Here is a 17,228-nt window from a genome sequence, read left to right on the forward strand (position 1 = left end):
TCCTTCCTCCAGGTGGCCTAATCCAGCCGGTGCATCAGATCGTCGTCCAGCCAGCGGGCGAAGAAATAGACCAGTTGCTTGTGCCACCACGGCCAGTCATGGGCGACATCGCCGCCCCAGTAGTCGACCCAGGCCGGAATCGACTTGTCGCGCAGGATCTGTTCCAGCGCCTGCGTATCGGCCAGCATCCGTTCCTCCCAGGCACCCTGCCCGCAGCAGAAGATCAGCCGCAGCGCCTTCAGCCTGACAAGCAGCCCCGGATCGACGATACCCGGCAGGTAGTCGAGCGGCGAGTTGAAGAAAATCTGTCCGTCGAGCGCGCTGCCGAAGAAATCGTGGGTCGAATAGACCCCCGACAGCGCGATGACGCCGCTGGCCAGTTCCGGAAAGCGGAAGACGAAATTCGACGAATGATAGCCGCCCATCGAGCAGCCGCAAAACAGCGGCTTCAGCGTACGCCCGCCATTGGCCTCGGCTGCGACAGACAGGAGTTCCGGCAGCGCCTCCTCGCGCACATAGCGGAAATACGCTTCATGCCGGGCGATGCGATGGGCCGGCGCGGCATGACGGTCGAAGAAGGATTCCGCATCGATGCCGTCCAGCGTGAACAACTGGATGCGACCGGTGTCGACGAACTCGGCGAGAGCCGAGACGGCGCCGGAATCCTCGAACTGGTAGAACCGCCCTTGCGAAGTCGGGAACACAACCACGGGCCGGCCGGCATGGCCGTAGCGCTTGTATTCCATGTCGCGGCCGAGGTTGCGGCCAAAACCCTTGTGGTAGGAAACGTCCATCGCCTTACGCCTTTTCCGCATGGATGTAGTCGACCGCCCGGCGCAGCGCCTTCGGGTCCGTGGAGCGCAGCTGATAGGCGTAGTTTCCCATGGCGCGGCTGAAAACCTCCTCGATGGCGTGATGATGGACGATCATGTCGCCATGGGCGGCTAGCACGTCGGCATGGCTGTGCACATAGTTGAGGTGCCGCTTGCGGCTGGCATAGGCGGTGAAATACTTGCCCCTGTAAGGGCCGCCGGCGGCGTCCTTGACCACCATGTCGGCCCAGGCGGCATAGACATCGATATCGAAGGTGTAATTGATGGCATCGGTCATCCAGGCGCCGGGCGGCCGCATGTTGACCTCCAGCGCGATGACCCGGTCGTCCCTGGTTTCGAACAGCTCGATGTGGAAGAAGCGCTCGCGCACGTCGAACGCCTTGAGGATTTTCCTGCCGGCCTCCTCGACCGCCGGGCTGATCTCGGGAAAACAGACATAGCTCATATGGCGGTCGCGGTTGACCACCTCCATGACGCTCTGGTCATAGCGGTGGCTGGCGGCCAGCACCACCTCGCCGTCGCGGTTGACCAGCCCGTCATAGGTCACCACCAGCCCTTCGATGAACTGCTCCATGACGAAGCTGACGCCTTCCGGCTTGTCCCTGAAGAACCGGTCGAGTTCGCCGGCGTTGGAGATTTTGAAGGTGTTCGAGGCGCCGGAGCCGGAATCCGGCTTCACCACCACGGGATAGCCGACGCGGCGGATGAAAGTCATGGCGCCGGCGCGGTCGGAGCATTTGCGTTGCGGGATGGTTTCGACGCCGCTCTTGCGGAAGAATGCCCGCATGCGGCTCTTGCGTTTCAAATTCTTCACGAAGTCGAGCTTGGTGCCGAAGATGTTGAAGTCGGTGCGGATATTGGCTTCCAGCTCCAGCCAATGCTCGTTGAGCGATTCGAACCTGTCGACGCGGCCCCATTTGTGGATGAAATGGCCGATCGCCCGGAACACCGGCTCGTACTCCTCCATGTCCTCGATGCGGTAATATTCCGAAAGGGCTGCCTTCAATTTGCCGTCCAGCGCATCGAACGGCGCATCGCCAATGCCGAGCACGGTGGCGCCGGCCTTCTTCAGCCGGTCGCAGAAATCGGCGCCGTTGGCTGGAAAATGCGGCGAGAAGAACACGAAGTTCATGGACGATTCCTCCCGGCGGCGAGCCATCGCACCCCCGCCGACAATCGACTCTGGCGCATTTGCCGGGCTCGGGGAAGAGCAACTGGATCAGGTGAGCGGTTGGGTCCGCGAAAGGTGACGCCAAAACCGTGAAATAAAAAACCCGCCTCGACGGCGGGTCCTCGGTGCCAATCAGCACCATACCCAAATTAGTAGCATAGCTGCCGGCACAAAGCAAGAACAAAGTTGCTATAATCAGGAAAAATCGCTTCCTGTCAGCGCCGCGCCTTCATTGCAGCCTGGGTTCCTCGCCCCACGAAAGTGGGGAGAGGTGGCTCGGCGAAGCCGAGACGGAGAGGGAACTGCGCCTATGAAGGCCCCCTCTCCGGCCGCTTTGCGGCCACCTCTCCCCCGCTTCGCGGGGGCGAGGAACCCAGGTCTTGAGGCTGGATCCGCAGCTTCTGCGACAGCGAGGCCCCCACTTGCCTCGCTTTGCCCGCTCCTGTATGAAATCCGCCATGAGCCCGCGCGCCACCTCTTTTGCGTCCCGTCCGACCGGCATTGCCGGCCAGACCGTTCGCGCGCTTGCCTCCACCCTGCTGCTTCTCGGCCTTATCGGCGATCGCCGGGTTCGCTGAAGGAGCGCCCGGCGGTCGAATTCGCCGCTCACGCGCACGCTCCTTGGCCAAATTGGCAAGTCACATCAAGCGAACGAAATTCTGGTAAAGGCGCCGCTCGCCACCAATCCGCCTGAAGCTGGATCCGCGAGCCGCCGGGAGAAAAGACGATGAACGCACGAGAAGATATCCGTCTGAATGTAGAGGAAACCGCCAAGCCCGCGAGGGGCATGCCGGACGCCGCCCGCAAATACCAGCCCTATCCGACCGTCGGTCTTGCCGATCGCACCTGGCCTTCGAAAGTGATCGACAAGGCGCCGATCTGGTGCTCGGTCGACCTGCGCGACGGCAACCAGGCGCTGATCGATCCGATGGGCCAGGAACGCAAGGCGCGCATGTTCGCCCTGCTGCTCGACATGGGCTTCAAGGAGATCGAGATCGGCTTTCCGTCGGCCTCGCAGACCGACTTCGATTTCGCCCGCTGGTGCATCGAACAAGGCAACGTGCCTGCCGACGTCTCGCTGCAGGTGCTGGTGCAGTGCCGGCCGGAACTGATCACCCGCACTTTCGAGGCGCTCAAGGGTGCCACCAACCCGATCGTCCATTTCTACAACTCGACCAGCGAGCTGCAGCGCCGCGTCGTCTTCGAGAAGGACGTCGCCGGCATCAAGCGCATCGCCACCGATGCGGCCAAGATGATCACCGACATGGCCGCGAAGGCCGGCGGCGGCTACCGTTTCGAATATTCGCCGGAGAGCTTTACCGGCACCGAGCTCGACGTGGCGCTGGAGATCTGCAACGCCGTCACCGAGATCGTCAGGCCGACGGCGGAAAACAAGCTGATCATCAACCTGCCCTCCACGGTCGAGATGTCGACGCCCAACATCTATGCCGACCGCATCGAATGGATGTGCCGCAACCTCGACAATCGCGAGAACCTGTTGATCTCGCTGCATCCGCACAATGACCGCGGCACCGGCATCGCCACCACCGAGCTCGGCCTGATGGCGGGCGCCGACCGCGTCGAAGGCACGCTGTTCGGCAATGGCGAGCGCACCGGCAATGTCGACATCGTCACGCTGGCGCTCAACATGTACACGCAAGGCGTCGATCCCGAGCTCGATTGCTCCGACATCAACCGCATGAAGGACGTTTACGAATACTCCAACCAGCTGAAGATCCCCGAGCGCCATCCCTATGTCGGCGAGCTCGTCTACACCGCCTTTTCCGGCTCGCACCAGGACGCCATCAACAAGGGCATGAAGGCGCTGCGCAAGGCCAACACGCCGCATTGGGAGGTGCCCTATCTGCCAATCGACCCGGCCGATGTCGGCCGCAGCTATGAAGCCATCATCCGCATCAACTCGCAGTCCGGCAAGGGCGGCATCGCCTATGTGCTGCATGCGGATTACGGCCTCAACCTGCCGCGCAACCTGCAGATCGAGTTCAGCCAGGCCATCCAGGCGATCACCGACGCCGAAGGCAAGGAGGTGCCGGCCAAGCGCATCTACGAGCGCTTTCTCGACACCTATGTCGACCAGCCCGGCGCGCGGCTGAAATTCCTCGACCACCACACCTACCCCGACACCGGGGTCAAGGGCCGGCGCGTGGTGGAAGCGGTGATCCTCGACAGAGGCAAGGAGGTGACCATATCAGGCACCGGCACCGGCCCGATCGACGGCTTCGTCGATGCGCTGTCGCGCCATGTCGGGGTGCCGATGTCGGTGCTCGATTATTCCGAGCATTCCATGCAGCGCGGCTCGAATGCCTCGGCCATTTCCTATGTCGAGATGGAACATCCGGGCGGCAAGCTGTTCGGCGCCGGCATCAACACCAACATCGTCGCCGCCTCGCTCGAAGCCGTCGTTTCGGCCGCCAACCGCATCGTCGGCCGAAAGGACGGCTAGCCGAGACTACCGGGCTCGCGCCATTAGCCCACCGGATATTTATCGGGTGGGTACGCTATCGCACCATAAGCACATGCTTGTATGGCGCCGCCAGCGCTATATGATCGTACCTCAACCTGTGCCGAATTCGAAGGGATCGACACTTGCAGCATACCACGCCTGCCGCCCCCGCAGTGCGCGAAACGTTGGAGCGATTGCTTGCCAGCGAAACGTTCGGACGATCCGAGCGCGCGCGCAAGCTGCTCCGCTACCTGGTCGAGCGCGAGCAGGCAGGCGAAGCCGACCGGCTCAAGGGCTTCTCCATAGCGATGGACGTTTTTGGCAAGGACGGCGATTTCGATCCGTCGACCGATGCGGTGGTGCGGGTGCAGGCCGGCAGGCTGCGCGAGCTTCTGCAGCAGTATTTCGCCAATGAGGGCGTTGCCGAACCGGTCCGCATCGCCATTCCGCGCGGCGGCTATGTTCCATCCTACGAACTCAACGCCATTCGCTTGCCGGTGGAGGCCGAGGCAGAGGGCAAGCCGCAGCCGGCGACAGAGGAGGCGGCGGCGACCGCCCCACCCGGATCGCCGCAGGATGCCCGCAACCGGGCACATCCGGCTGCATTGCTGAGCGTTCCAGCCGTGGCCCCCGCTGCACCTTCGCTGCAGCGCCATTTGCAGTTCTTCTGGCTGGCGATCGCGCTGGTCATTCTGATGCTGGGTGTGCTGATCCTTCGCCAGGGCAGCGTGGTATTGCTGACCGGCGGCGACACGGCGGTCGAGACCGCGGTGGCGACCGGCAGCATAGCAGCGCCTCCGGTTGAAACCCTCCCCCAGGTCTACATCGCCATCAAGGCCGACAGCGACGTGGCTCGCCGTGTCGCCGCATCGCTGCGCGCCGGCCTTAGCGGCTTCGATACCATCAATTTCATCGGCCGTGATGCCGACAGCCCGCCCGATCCACTTACCGACGCCGCCAGCTTCGTGTTCGCCGTCCTGCCCGGACCGCGCACCGGCGACATCATGCTCGAGCTGCAAAGTGTGGCGACCGGCCGCGTGCTGCTGTCACGCAACCTGACCGCCGGCGACAGCGCGAACACCGCCATCGAGGACCAAATCTCCGGCATTTTGAGCTCGGCTCTTCCCGCCTCGGGCACGATCTACAACTACATCGAGCAGAGCGGCATCCAGACCGGGCTGACGGCGTGTCTGGTGCTCAACGGCAAATATTATCTCGACCAGAACGCCCAGACGCACGAAGCCGCCTACCGCTGCCTCGAAGATCTTGCCAACCGGGAGGCGAAGTCGTCGCTCGTCTATTCGGAACTCGCGTCCTTGCATTTCGAAGCGGTCACGGACCACTATCCCTACCCCGCCGACGCGACGATCGACAAAGCGATGACGTTTGCCCATCGCGCCATCCAGATGGGCCCGACCAGCCCCTACGCGCACCGCGCCCTTGGTTATCTCAATTCGCGCATGGGCGATTCCGCGGAATCGATCCGCTGGATGCACAAGGCCTATGAGCTCAATCCCTACGATCTCGCAATGGCCGCCGCCTATGGCTACGGGCTGGTTTTCGCCGGCAGGTACAGCGAGGGCACCCCGATCCTTGCTCACGCCGTGGACATCGCCAGCGCCCATCCGACATGGTGGGATTACGGGCTGTTCGCCGGAGAGTTCATGATGGGCGACATGAACAGGGCCACGCTTGCCAGCGACGGCTTGCGAACGACGGAAATGAAATCGCATTATCTGGCGGCGCGGCTGATCGGCGCCAAGGCTGCCGGCCGCGAGAAGCTGGCGAGCAGGCTGCTGCAGGAACTGTCCACCAAATTTCCGAAATTCGCAGCCAATCCGCGCGCAACCTTCGTCGAGCGAAGATATCCCGCCGATCTGACCAACCGGCTGGTGGAAGCCTTGCGCGCCGCCGGCCTTGGCGGCGCCAGCTGACGTCTCCCGGCGCGTACACGACGTCAGGTGATCGCGAAGATTTTACTGGCCATCCGGACGGCCAAAGCGCAATTCAGACACAATTTGAACCGGCCAATCTGATCCCACATAGGTCTGATCCCGCATAAGACTGATCTCCGCATAAGTCTGACCTCCCGCAAAGACTGATCCTCGCATAGACCGCCCCCGGCATCCTGACTGATCCCGGCACCAATCCATAAAGTTTGCATGACCCCATCTCTTTACGCTGCCGAACGGGGCACCGGCCCGACAACGATTGCCTTCCTGCATGGCTTCGGTGGCTGTCACGACGACTGGCGCGACGTGGCCGCGTCTCTGGCGCCCGGCGTGCGGACGTTGGCCTATGATCTGCCGGGGCATGGGCTGTCGCTCGATTTTCCGGGCGGCGGTCCGGCCAGGGTCGCAGCCAGTGCCGTCCTTGCGGATCTTTCCGCTCGCGGAATAAAGCGGGCCCATCTCGTCGGCCATTCGATGGGCGGCGCCGTAGCCGCCCTTATGGCATTGAGCGAGCCCGAAAGAATGGCGTCGCTGACGCTGCTGGCACCGGGCGGTCTTGGTCCTGAGATCAATGGCCCGCTGCTGCGCCGCTACGCCGCGGCTGCCGGCACCGACGAAATTCGCGCCTGTCTAGCCGCCATGTCGGGACCGCAAAGCCGGCCGCCGCTGCATAGGATCGATCTCCTCAACGGGATGCGGCAGCGTCCCGGCCAGTTGCGGACACTTGTCGAGCTCGCAGCCGCAATGACCAGGGATGATCGGCAAGGCGTCATCCCGAGCGAGCGGCTTGAAACGCTGAACATGCCGGTGATGGTTGTTTGGGGAACCGACGACGCGATGCTGCCCGTCAGCCAGGCGGACGGCGTGCCGAAGCATTTTCACCTGCACCACGTGCTGGAAGCCGGCCATATGCTGGTCGAGGAAGCGCCCGGCCTGATCGTCGAGGCTGTCCGTCGCAATATGCGGCGCCGCAGCAGGCGGCTTCGCCCGGGATTTGCCGCTGCGGCGAGCTGATCGGGTCTCGCGCAGGCACGGCGGCGCCGCTGGTGCTCCTCCAGCGAACCCTTGCCCGGCCATCGATCTCGCAAGTGCATTTTGCCGGCGGCTGTGTTAATTCGGTGTTAACCAAACCCCGCGAGGCCACGCCGATGAACGACGCAGGCGAGAACATCACCCAGATCGATCAGTCGCGAAAGCTGTCCGATGCCATTCGCGACGTCAAGAACGCCTTCGCCGACCGCGATGACGTCGTCGTCGACATGCGCGAAGCGCATCGCATGCGGCTCGATCTGCTTGCCGCCGAACTCGCGCCGGTCTTCGCCGACGTGCCCACCGACATGGACAGTTTCGACTTCGCCGTCTCGTCCGGCCTGCAACCACGGCTGTGGATCGACGCCGTCAGCCATGTCGCCATGGGACGCGACCGTCGCACCTATCGCTTTCTCAAGGACACGCGCATCGGTCGCGTCGTCCTCGCTGAGTCGACCGACATGAAGGTCGTTGCCGACCAGGTGACGCGCTATGTCGCCGAGCGCGTCGTCGAACGCCAGAGAATGATGGAAGGCGGCATCGAGCAGGCCGTCGCCGGCCTGAAACGCGCCCTGGTGGCGGAGGCCGAGCCGCCGCTGCAGATCGCTGCGCGCAGCAATGGCTGGTCGGCGTTCTTCTCGGGCCTCGGCCTGATCGCCGCCGGCGCCCTGGTCGGCCTGGCGATTTCGCTCGTGCTGTTCTGGGACCGCATCGTCGCGATGAAAATCAGCTTCTAGAGCGGTTCATCGTTTCACGGAAACGCTGAACCGCTCTATCTCTTTGTTTTGACGCAATTCCGGACGGAAATCCGTTTTACACATTTCCTGGAATTGCTCTAGCCATCGACGCGTCGGCTTCGACGCCAAGCTCCATTGTCTGCAGGTCGCTGGGCGGCAACGCCGGCCCGGTCAGGCCGCGGCGCGTCAGTTTGATCCGCCAATTGTCCTTTTCACCGTCGATGTCGAGCAGATTGTATTGCGCCGGCGCATGCGAACTGCCGGGGGCCTGCCCGGCGGCGGCGACCCCGACCACCGGGATTTTGGTCTTGCGGGCGCCGATGAAGAAGAGCGACGGCACATGCGAATGGCCGTGCAGCACAAGCTCGGCGCCGTGCCGGTGGAGAACCTTATGGAAGCGGGAGATGCCGAACAGCCGCTTGTTCTGCGAAACGGCGCCGCGCACCGGCGGGTGGTGGATCATGATCACCCGGAACAGGCCGCGCTTGCCTGTGGCGTCGAGCATGTCGCGCAGCTGTTCCGCCTGGCCTTCCAGAAAGAAGCCGTTGGCCATGAAGGGAGCCGTGGCGCGCGCCGTCGAGACGCCGATCAGCGCAACATCGCCGCGTACCCGCAGATACGGAAAGGTGTTGCGGTCGACCGGCGTATTGACGCCGTCGCCGGTCATCCATGCCGCCCAGGACCGGCAGGTCTTGTCGAAGGCGCCCGGCACATAGGCATCATGGTTTCCCGGCACCACCGACACGTCGTTGGGCGAGCCCAGCGTCTCCAGCCAGTGCTTGGCCATCTCGATCTCACCGTCGAGCGCCAGATTGACCAGGTCGCCGGTGATGGCGAGATGGTCCGGCCCGTTGGCCTTCATGTCGGCGACGATCGTGTCGATGACGGCGTCGTGCATGTGGCGGCGGCGGTTGCGCTGCCAATTGACGTAGCCGACCACGCGCTTGGAGGCGAGATCGCGATAGGTTACATCGGGAAGCGGCCCCAGATGGACATCGGAAATATGCGCGAGCCTGAACATCTTTTCTTCATAGGCGAGGCGCGCGCGGCTTTCCACTCACGGTTTCGCGGACGATGACGGCGCCGGATCCGGAGCAAGTCCTGCGCCAGACCGGCTGGCCGGGCCTCAGGGCAAGGCTGTTCCACCTGTATTTCGTGCTGCGGCGGCCGATGACGCTCGGCGTGCGCGGCCTGATCCACGACCGAGCTTCCAATTCCGTCTTCCTTATCCGCCACACCTATGTTCCGGGCTGGCAGCTTCCGGGCGGTGGCGTCGAACCGGGCGAGACGATGATCGAGGCGCTGGCGCGCGAACTGTTCGAGGAAGGCAACATCGCGCTGACCGGACCGCCGGTGCTGAAGTCGCTGCATTTCAACCGCCGCGCCAGCCGCCGCGACCATGTCGGCCTCTATCTGGTCGAGGAGTTCAACCAGACAGCACCCAAACTGCCCGACCGCGAGATCGCTGAGGCCGGCTTCTTTTCGCTCGATCGTCTGCCGGAAGGCACGACGCCGGCAACTTTGCGGCGCATCGCGGAGATTCTTGGGGGTCAACCGGCACTACCCTATTGGTAGATCACGCCGCCTTCCTGAATCGCGCCCGGTCATGCGGCGCGCCATAGTCGAGCTCTGGCCCGACCGGCACGATCCGCGTCGGGTTGATGGTCTCGTGGCTGCGGTAATAATGCGCCTTGATGTGGTGCAAATTCACCGTGCCTGCGACGCCTGGCACCTGGTAGAGATCGCGCAGATAATTCGACAGGTTCGGATAGTCGGCGATGCGGCGCAGATTGCACTTGAAATGGCCGACATAGACCGGGTCGAAGCGGACCAGTGTCGTGAACAGCCGCCAGTCCGCCTCGGTGATGCGGCCGCCGACGAGATAGCGCTGCTTTGACAGGCGGTCCTCCAGCATGTCGAGCGTCGAGAACAATTCGCCGAACGCCTCCTCGTAGGCTGCCTGCGTGGTGGCGAAGCCGGCACGGTAAACGCCATTGTTGACCGCGGGATAGACCAGCGCATTGACCGCATCGATCTCGCCGCGCAACGGTTGCGGATGAAAATCGAGCTTTGCGTCTCCCCATTCGTCGAAGGCCGAATTGAGCATGCGGATGATCTCGGAGGATTCGTTCGAAACGATGGTTTGCGCGCGTTTGTCCCACAGCACGGGAACGGTGACCCGGCCCGAATAGCCGGGATCGGCCCTGGTGTAGATCTGGTGCAGGAAATCGAGGCCGTAGAGCGTGTCGCCGGTGGCGCCGTCCTCGGCCAGGAACGTCCAGCCGTCGGCGCCCATGAAATGATGGACGACCGAGATGGAAATCACGTCCTCGAGTTTCTTGAGCACGCGAAAGATCAGCGTCCGATGCGCCCACGGGCAGGCGAGCGAGACATAGAGGTGATAGCGGCCGGGCTCGGCCTTGAAGCCGCGTTTTCGCCCTTCGACCTGCGCGCCGTCGCGGGTCACCCAGTCGCGCCACTGTGACTGCGCCCGCACGAATTTGCCGCCGCTCTCCCCGGTATCGTACCAACGGTCCTGCCATTGGCCTTCGACTAGCAATCCCATGAAATGTCCTTTCGTGTTCCTGCCTGATGTAGGGCATGAAATGGACCTGCCGAAATCGCCAGCGCTGAACAGATCGTCAACGGCTGCGTCGTCGAGTGCGTGTCGATTGCGCCGGCCGATTGCGGCGACTGAAAATTGGTGCTAGCGGACAATCCGCATGTTCGACTTTGCCGTGATCCGGTTCGACCGACGACGAAAGAGCGCCCGCGCTTGACGAAGCGCTGACTGGCGAACGCTGCCGCTTGCAGCAAACCTTTCCTCGTATACCGGAACGCAAAGACCATGAGCCTTGCCGACGTGAAATACCTGCCGGAAACTCCGGCGCATGATCCTGAAATCGAAGCTATCAACGACGAGGCCTTCGGGCCGGGCCGTTTCGTGCTTGCCGCCTACAAGATCCGCCAAGGTGGCCCGCACGAACGCGCGTTGTCCTTCGTGGCCGTCGATGGCGCAATCGTCGTCGCCTCGGTACGGATGACGCGTATCGCCGCCGGTGCCGGCCGCGCGCTGATGCTCGGGCCGCTCGCCGTGCAGCCGGCCTTCAAAAATCTCGGTATCGGCCGCAAGCTGGTGGCAATCGCGCTGGAAGCCGCTGCCAAGGCCGGCGCGCCGGCCGTGATGCTGGTCGGCGACGAACCCTATTACGGCCCGCTCGGCTTCAAGAGGCTGGCGCGCGGGCAGATCTCGATGCAGCGTCCGGTCGATCCCGACCGGCTTTTGGCGCACGAGATCCTGCCGGGCGCGGTGGCAAGGCTGGTGGGCGAGGTTTGCCACGCCGACCAGGGAAGGATAGCCGAGCACATCGCCGCGATGGCGTGACCATGCCGGCGCTGTTGCACGGTGGCTTGGCAGCATAGTCTGGGCACGGAGGAGGACGTCAAGATGAACCCGAACGGCCAGATTGCGATCGTCACCGGCGGCGGCTCCGGCCTTGGCGAGGCGACGGCGCGCGCTCTTGCCGCCGGCGGGGCCCGCGTTGCCGTCCTCGATCTCGGCATCGAGCGTGCGGCCAAGGTGGCGGCCGAAATCGGCGGCATTGCCGTCCAATGCGATGTGAGCGACGCCGAGAGCGGTGCCGCCGCAGTTGCGGAAGTGGCAGAGAAGCTTGGCGCACCGCGCATCCTGGTCAATTGCGCCGGCATCGTTATCGGCATGAAGACGATCGGCAAGGACGGACCGCATCCGCTCGATCAATACCGCAAGGTGATCGAGGTCAATCTGATCGGCACCTTCAACATGATCCGTCTGGTCGCCGACCGGACCGCCAGGCTCGAGCCGCTGCAGGGCGGCGAGCGCGGCGTCATCGTCAACACCGCATCGGTCGCGGCCTATGACGGCCAGATCGGCCAGGCGGCCTATTCCGCGTCCAAGGCCGGCGTCGTCGGCATGACGCTGCCGGTGGCGCGCGATCTCGCCCGCTCCGGCATTCGCGTCTGCACCATCGCGCCCGGCATCTTCAGGACGCCGATGATGGCCGGCATGCCGCAGGAGGTGCAGGATTCGCTCGGCGCCGCGGTGCCCTTCCCTTCCCGTTTGGGCGAGCCTTCGGAATATGCCGCACTTGCCTTGCACATCATCGAGAACCAGATGCTCAACGGCGAGACCATTCGCCTCGATGGTGCCATCCGCATGGCGCCGAAATAAAAGCGACGGTGGTGCCTTGGACGAACCCAGGAAAGACGTGATCCGCGCGACCGACGCCGAGGCGATCAGGCTGGCAAAGACGCTGATCCGCAGCGCCCGTTTCGGCGCGCTGGCGGTGCTCGAACCAGGAACCGGTTCGCCGCTGGCCAGCCGGGTCGGCGTCGCCACCGACATCGACGGCACGCCATTGATCCTGGTGTCGATGCTGTCCGCCCATACCGGCGCTATCCTTGCCGACCCGCGCTGCTCGTTGCTCGTCGGCGAACCCGGCAAGGGCGATCCGCTGGCGCATCCGCGATTGACGCTCGTCTGCCGCGCCGTGCGGCTCGAACGCGGCTCGAACGAACACGCCCGCGCCGAGCGGCGCTACCTCAACCGCAATCCCAAGGCGAAGCTCTATGCCGGGCTCGGCGACTTCTCGATCTTCCGGCTCGAACCGGAGCGCGCCAGCCTGAACGGCGGCTTCGGCAAGGCCTATCTGCTCGACCGCACCGATCTGGTCGCGACGGGAGCGATCGTCGAAGAGCTTGCCGCCGGCGAGCAATCGGCACTCGACCACATGAACGCCGACCATCTCGATGCGATTGCCCTCTACGCAAGTCACTTCGGCGGGGCCGAGAGTGACGGCTGGATCGTCACCGGGTTCGACGCCGACGGGATGGATCTCGTATCGGGCGACAATGTCTGTCGGGTTTTCTTCCCCGAGCCGCTGAGAGCGGCACGCGACCTCAGGCCTGTCCTGGTCGACATGGCAAAAGCTGCCCGATCGGCAAATTGATCACAGCCGCAGAGTTAATCGGCTTGCATGGAAAGCAAGCCTTGAGATTTGAGCGAAATGTTCTACCTTTGCGAGTGACGCTGAATCGCTGGCGTGCATCTATAGGGAAAGTCTATGGAATCCGACGCTATTGCCCCCATAGCGGCGGATGAGCAAGAAGGCATGGGGGATCTATGGTCTCGAACAAACTAGTCGCCAACGCCGGAACCGCGGCTGCGTTTCTGACGCTGATGGGCAACGAAAAACGTTTGTTGATCATGAGCTATCTGGCCGAGGGCGAAATGTCGGTCGGCGCCATAGCCGAGAAAGTGTCGCTCAGCCAATCCGCCCTGTCACAGCATCTGGCCAAGCTCAGGGCTTCCGAGCTTGTCGAGACCCGCCGCGATCGGCAAATGATCTATTATTCCTGCAAATCCGAGGCGGTGCGCGAATTGCTGCACATGCTGGACGGCATTTTCGGCGAAGGTGAACTGTCGCAAATGGCTCACCGGCTGCGTCGCGCCGGGACCTGAGCGGCCGGGGCGGAGAACGCCCCGCCAAATCCGCTTTGCTGCCAAGTCCACCTTGCTACTGAACGCGCTCGTCGGCGGTCTGCGCCATCTCGTCCTTGAACTCGACCTTCGTGCCCGGCTGCACCATGGAGGCAAGGTCTTCGGCATCCCAATTGGTCAACCGGATGCAGCCATGCGAAAAGGTCGTGCCGATCTTGCCTGGTTCGGGCGTGCCGTGAATGCCGTAGCTTTCGATGGAGAGATCGATCCAGACCGATCCTACGGGATTGTTCGGCCCGGCAGCGATGGTGAAGGGCCGCTTGGTCTTGACCCCCTTGAAAGCGAAGTCCGGATCGTAGTGGTAGGTAGGGTTGTGCACCACGCGCCTGACCTCCGCCGTGCCGCTTGGCGCCGGCTTCTCGTCGCTCCCAATCGAGGCGGGGTAGACCGCCAGCCATTTGCCGGCACGGTCGAGCACACGCACCTGGCGAGTGCCCTTGTCGATCTCGACGGCGGCAACGCCGGCGGGAGGGTCGCCCCTGCCGACATCAGGCACCACCAACGTCCTGCCTGGTTTCCTGAGGCTGGTGCCAGGATTGAGCATTCTCAGCAATTGTTCGCTGATATGGAAGCGCTCGGCCAACCTCTCCACCGCATTGCGGTAGCCGAGCCGCCGCAAGCGGGCCATCCTCTCCAAGCGAGCCGGAATACGCCTGGTGAAAGGTCCACGCACGTCCTTGCGCATCACCTCATAGGTCACCAGCACCGGCTTGGCGGAGGTTGCGACGAGTTTGCTCCAGGTTTGTGGACTGAGCTTGCCATCGGGCGGAAGTCCGTTTGCCGCCTGAAACGCGGCAACGGCCTTGGCGAAGTTCTGGGAAAGGCGGCCGTCGATCAGGCCCGGCGAGAAGCGGGCGCGATCCAGAAGGATCTGCGCCTTCAGCAGCATCGGATCGACACCCTTCGGTTCGCCGACAGTGAATTGGGCCTGATTGACGGTGGCAGGATCGAGCTTAGCCGCGCGAGCCACGCCGCATGCGAGGGCAAGCGTGGCGGCGAAGACGAGGAGGAGCCTGATCATCGATGTCCTCCCAGGACCGCAGCAGGAGCCCGCTTCTATGACGCGGCATGGCCCCATGCGGTTCCTTCGCTCTATCGAAAATTCTGCATTGAAACGGCTTGGCCGACGAGCCGTGCCGCGGGAATCAAGATTTCCCTGTCGCTAAGAGGCAGGCAGGCCCAATCTGAGCCCGGCATCCACCTGATTGGATTCGAACGACGTGCATCCATTAGGACGCTGAGATACGGTCTGAACGTCGGATCCGGCATCGCGCCTTCCGAAACCGAATCCCGATTCGCGGCCGACGCCATGGTCCGCCGAGGAAGCCATGAATCCGATCCGCATAGACGACCCACACGATCCCCGCGTCGCCGCCTATCTCGACATCCGGGAGCGAGATCTTGCCGGCCGGCAAGGCCGTTTCGTCGCCGAAGGCAAGGTGGTGCTCGACACGCTGCTTGCCGCCCGGCGCTTCGAGGCAGAATCGGTGCTGGTACTCGAAAACCGGCTGGCCGGCCTCGATGACGTCCTGCGCAAGGCGCCTGCCGGGCTTCCGATCTATGTCGCATCCGGCGAAATCATGGACAGGATCGCCGGATTCCACATGCATCGCGGCATATTGGCGATCGGCCGCAAAGGTACGGCCATCTCCGCTGAGGCCTTGCTTGGCGCACTGCCCGCCCGCACGCTGATCGCGGTGCTGGTCGGCATCGCCAATCATGACAATATGGGTTCGATCTTCCGCAATGCCGCCGCCTTTGGCGCGGATGCCGTGCTTCTCGATCCGACCTGCTGCGATCCGCTGTACCGCAAGGCTATCCGCGTCTCGGTCGGCGCCGCCTTGAAAATTCCCTTCGCCTGCTTTGCCGACGCCGCCGGCTGCATCGCAATGCTCGACCGGCAAGGCTTCAGCCAATTCGCCTTGTCGCCGCGCGGGCAGATCGACATTCGCGATGCCAAGAGAAACGAGCGGCTGGCGCTCTATCTCGGCACCGAGGGCGAAGGCCTGCCGGAAAGCCTGCTTGCCCGCCTGCAGACGCTGCGGATCGGTATGGCGCAAGGCTTCGACAGCCTGAACGTCGCCGCCGCATCAGCCATCGCGCTGCATCATTTTTCCGGAGCCTAATGCATGTCGCGCAAAAGTGTGCAGCGGTTTTGCGGTAACGACATGCATCAAAACAAGAACCTAAAGCGTCGCATGAGGCCGATCGAACGCGACGCGCTTTAGAGCCGGGGCGTCCCGCGCTCGCGCTTGCGGAATCTCAGTCGGTCGAAGCGGCCTTCTGCAGCGCCCGCACGCGATCGGCAAGGCTGCGTCCGCCGCTCCCCGGCCGCGTATCCTCAGGCGCTGCAAGCGCCCGGGCGATCGGCGAATCCGGCCCGTCGAGCTTTGCCGTCAAGGCCACGACTTGCGCCGCCAGATCGTTCATCTCTTCGCGCAATGCGGCGCTGGCGCTGCCGGTATCGTCTCCGGCCTGTGATTTCGATGTTTCGACGGCAGCAAGATCTGTCTTCAGCCTCCTGTTCTCGCGTGCCAGCGATGTCAGCCTGGCCTCCAGCCGCTCGCGCTCGGCATCGAGCTTGGCGGTTGCCTTTTCGATGTCGCCGTTGACGGCCGCATTGACCTGGCTGCCTGGCACGCCTGTAAGACCCGCCGCAGGCGGCCTTTCAGCGCCTTTCGCCCTTTCGCGAAGGCGCACCAGTTCCTTCTCGCGGCGCTCCAGCCTTTCCTCGCGATCGGCCAGCGTAGCGAGCAGGCGTTCGACCTTCCTTTCCAGGTCGCCGGTTCTTTTCTTCTCGGCCTTCAGCGCGTCCCGCAAAACCTTGCTTTCGGCTGCCAATTCCTGGCTGCGCCTGTCCGCCTCTTTGCGCTGGCCGCGCAGCAGCGAAATGTCGCTTGCCAGCTTCTGCAGCTCGGATTCGCGCGCCACCAGCTCGATCTGCCGGCTGCTGGACGAAAAACTGGCGTCGTCATACATGTGCTCCAGTTTCCGCAGTTCGAGCCCGCGCTTTTCGAGCGCGCGCTCGGTCTCCGCAAGCCGCTCCGACAGCTGCTGCAGCTGCTCATCGCGCTTGCGAAGCTCCTCGCCCCTGGTTGTAAGATCGGCGACGACCCGGTTCTTGTCCTGCCGCTCGGCCGCCAATTCCTTCAGAGCTTCGCGGTCGCGGCCGATCTCGACCAGCTGTTCGGCGGCCTTCTCGCGCAATGACTTGACGGTCATTTCAAGCCGGCGCACCGAAACGGCGAACTCGGCGCGAATGCGATCCTTGTCCGCCTGGATCTCGGCCAGCGTCAACGGCATCGAGCCCTCGACGCGCTTGCGCGTCAGGGCCACCGCCCGCCGCCACACGGCCGGGGCAATCATCAGCGCCAGAAAGCCCGCGCAGAGAAAGCCGAGGACAAAGAACAGGATCGACTGGACCAAGATGACTATCCGTTGTGCATGGCAACCGCCAAAGGTCGACTTTGCCATCTTCGCATGACGGAAATCCGGCGCCACGG

At 63.6% G+C, this 17,228-nt stretch carries 16 protein-coding genes; 10 read left to right on the top strand and 6 right to left on the bottom strand.

Annotated features, from left to right (window positions below):
- Positions 1–17: 17 nt before the first annotated feature.
- On the bottom strand, positions 18–794 hold the full coding sequence (locus NKI95_RS00855) for an esterase family protein (RefSeq protein ID WP_352713280.1): 777 nt from the start codon (positions 792–794) through the stop codon (positions 18–20).
- 4 nt (positions 795–798) lie between these two features.
- Positions 799–1,965 (bottom strand): ATP-grasp domain-containing protein, encoded by a 1,167-nt coding sequence (locus tag NKI95_RS00860; RefSeq protein ID WP_292660670.1) that lies wholly within the window; start codon positions 1,963–1,965, stop codon positions 799–801.
- A 766-nt stretch (positions 1,966–2,731) separates the two neighbouring features.
- On the opposite strand from NKI95_RS00860, the gene leuA reads away from it, so the two are divergent.
- The 4 genes from leuA (at position 2,732) to NKI95_RS00880 (ending at position 8,186) form a co-directional block, all read left to right on the top strand.
- The gene (gene leuA / locus NKI95_RS00865; RefSeq protein ID WP_352713283.1) at positions 2,732–4,468 is read left to right on the top strand and encodes a 2-isopropylmalate synthase; all 1,737 of its coding nucleotides are present in this window, start codon (positions 2,732–2,734) and stop codon (positions 4,466–4,468) included.
- A 143-nt stretch (positions 4,469–4,611) separates the two neighbouring features.
- Entirely contained in the window at positions 4,612–6,402 is a 1,791-nt protein-coding gene (locus tag NKI95_RS00870) for a tetratricopeptide repeat protein (RefSeq protein ID WP_352713285.1), read from the top strand.
- 228 nt (positions 6,403–6,630) lie between these two features.
- Positions 6,631–7,434, top strand: a complete 804-nt coding sequence (locus tag NKI95_RS00875) for an alpha/beta fold hydrolase (RefSeq protein WP_352713288.1) — start codon at positions 6,631–6,633, stop codon at positions 7,432–7,434.
- A 134-nt stretch (positions 7,435–7,568) separates the two neighbouring features.
- Positions 7,569–8,186 (top strand): hypothetical protein, encoded by a 618-nt coding sequence (locus tag NKI95_RS00880; protein ID WP_352713291.1) that lies wholly within the window; start codon positions 7,569–7,571, stop codon positions 8,184–8,186.
- 76 nt (positions 8,187–8,262) lie between these two features.
- Here the strand turns inward: NKI95_RS00880 and NKI95_RS00885 are convergent, their stop codons facing one another.
- Positions 8,263–9,207, bottom strand: coding sequence for a metallophosphoesterase family protein (locus NKI95_RS00885; RefSeq protein WP_352714561.1), 945 nt, complete (start codon positions 9,205–9,207; stop codon positions 8,263–8,265).
- A 53-nt stretch (positions 9,208–9,260) separates the two neighbouring features.
- Between NKI95_RS00885 and NKI95_RS00890 the strand changes: the two genes are divergently transcribed.
- A complete protein-coding gene (locus tag NKI95_RS00890) occupies positions 9,261–9,761 on the top strand; it encodes an NUDIX domain-containing protein (protein ID WP_352713293.1) in 501 nt (166 codons plus the stop codon).
- Position 9,762: 1 nt separating this feature from the next.
- Here NKI95_RS00890 and NKI95_RS00895 read toward each other — a convergent pair whose 3' ends face one another.
- A complete protein-coding gene (locus NKI95_RS00895) occupies positions 9,763–10,752 on the bottom strand; it encodes a glutathione S-transferase family protein (protein WP_352713295.1) in 990 nt (329 codons plus the stop codon).
- 282 nt (positions 10,753–11,034) lie between these two features.
- On the opposite strand from NKI95_RS00895, the gene NKI95_RS00900 reads away from it, so the two are divergent.
- The 4 genes from NKI95_RS00900 (at position 11,035) to NKI95_RS00915 (ending at position 13,686) form a co-directional block, all read left to right on the top strand.
- The gene (locus NKI95_RS00900) at positions 11,035–11,571 is read left to right on the top strand and encodes a GNAT family N-acetyltransferase (protein ID WP_352713298.1); all 537 of its coding nucleotides are present in this window, start codon (positions 11,035–11,037) and stop codon (positions 11,569–11,571) included.
- A gap of 63 nt (positions 11,572–11,634) precedes the next feature.
- A complete protein-coding gene (locus NKI95_RS00905; protein ID WP_352713300.1) occupies positions 11,635–12,396 on the top strand; it encodes a 3-hydroxyacyl-CoA dehydrogenase in 762 nt (253 codons plus the stop codon).
- Entirely contained in the window at positions 12,368–13,174 is an 807-nt protein-coding gene (locus NKI95_RS00910) for a HugZ family pyridoxamine 5'-phosphate oxidase (protein WP_352713303.1), read from the top strand. The genes NKI95_RS00905 and NKI95_RS00910 overlap by 29 nt, the downstream gene beginning before the upstream one ends.
- Before the next feature lie 173 nt (positions 13,175–13,347).
- On the top strand, positions 13,348–13,686 hold the full coding sequence (locus NKI95_RS00915) for an ArsR/SmtB family transcription factor (RefSeq protein WP_352466769.1): 339 nt from the start codon (positions 13,348–13,350) through the stop codon (positions 13,684–13,686).
- 55 nt (positions 13,687–13,741) lie between these two features.
- Here the strand turns inward: NKI95_RS00915 and NKI95_RS00920 are convergent, their stop codons facing one another.
- Positions 13,742–14,746 carry a L,D-transpeptidase gene (locus tag NKI95_RS00920; RefSeq protein WP_352713306.1) on the bottom strand — a complete coding sequence of 335 codons (1,005 nt, stop codon included), beginning with the start codon at positions 14,744–14,746 and terminating at the stop codon, positions 13,742–13,744.
- A gap of 307 nt (positions 14,747–15,053) precedes the next feature.
- Between NKI95_RS00920 and NKI95_RS00925 the strand changes: the two genes are divergently transcribed.
- Positions 15,054–15,851, top strand: coding sequence for a TrmH family RNA methyltransferase (locus tag NKI95_RS00925; RefSeq protein WP_352713309.1), 798 nt, complete (start codon positions 15,054–15,056; stop codon positions 15,849–15,851).
- 136 nt (positions 15,852–15,987) lie between these two features.
- Here the strand turns inward: NKI95_RS00925 and NKI95_RS00930 are convergent, their stop codons facing one another.
- Positions 15,988–17,151, bottom strand: a complete 1,164-nt coding sequence (locus tag NKI95_RS00930; RefSeq protein WP_352713311.1) for a coiled-coil domain-containing protein — start codon at positions 17,149–17,151, stop codon at positions 15,988–15,990.
- Between the last annotated feature and the right edge of the window lie 77 nt (positions 17,152–17,228).

It is taken from the genome of Mesorhizobium sp. M0306 (assembly GCF_040321655.1).
Lineage (GTDB): Bacteria > Pseudomonadota > Alphaproteobacteria > Rhizobiales > Rhizobiaceae > Mesorhizobium.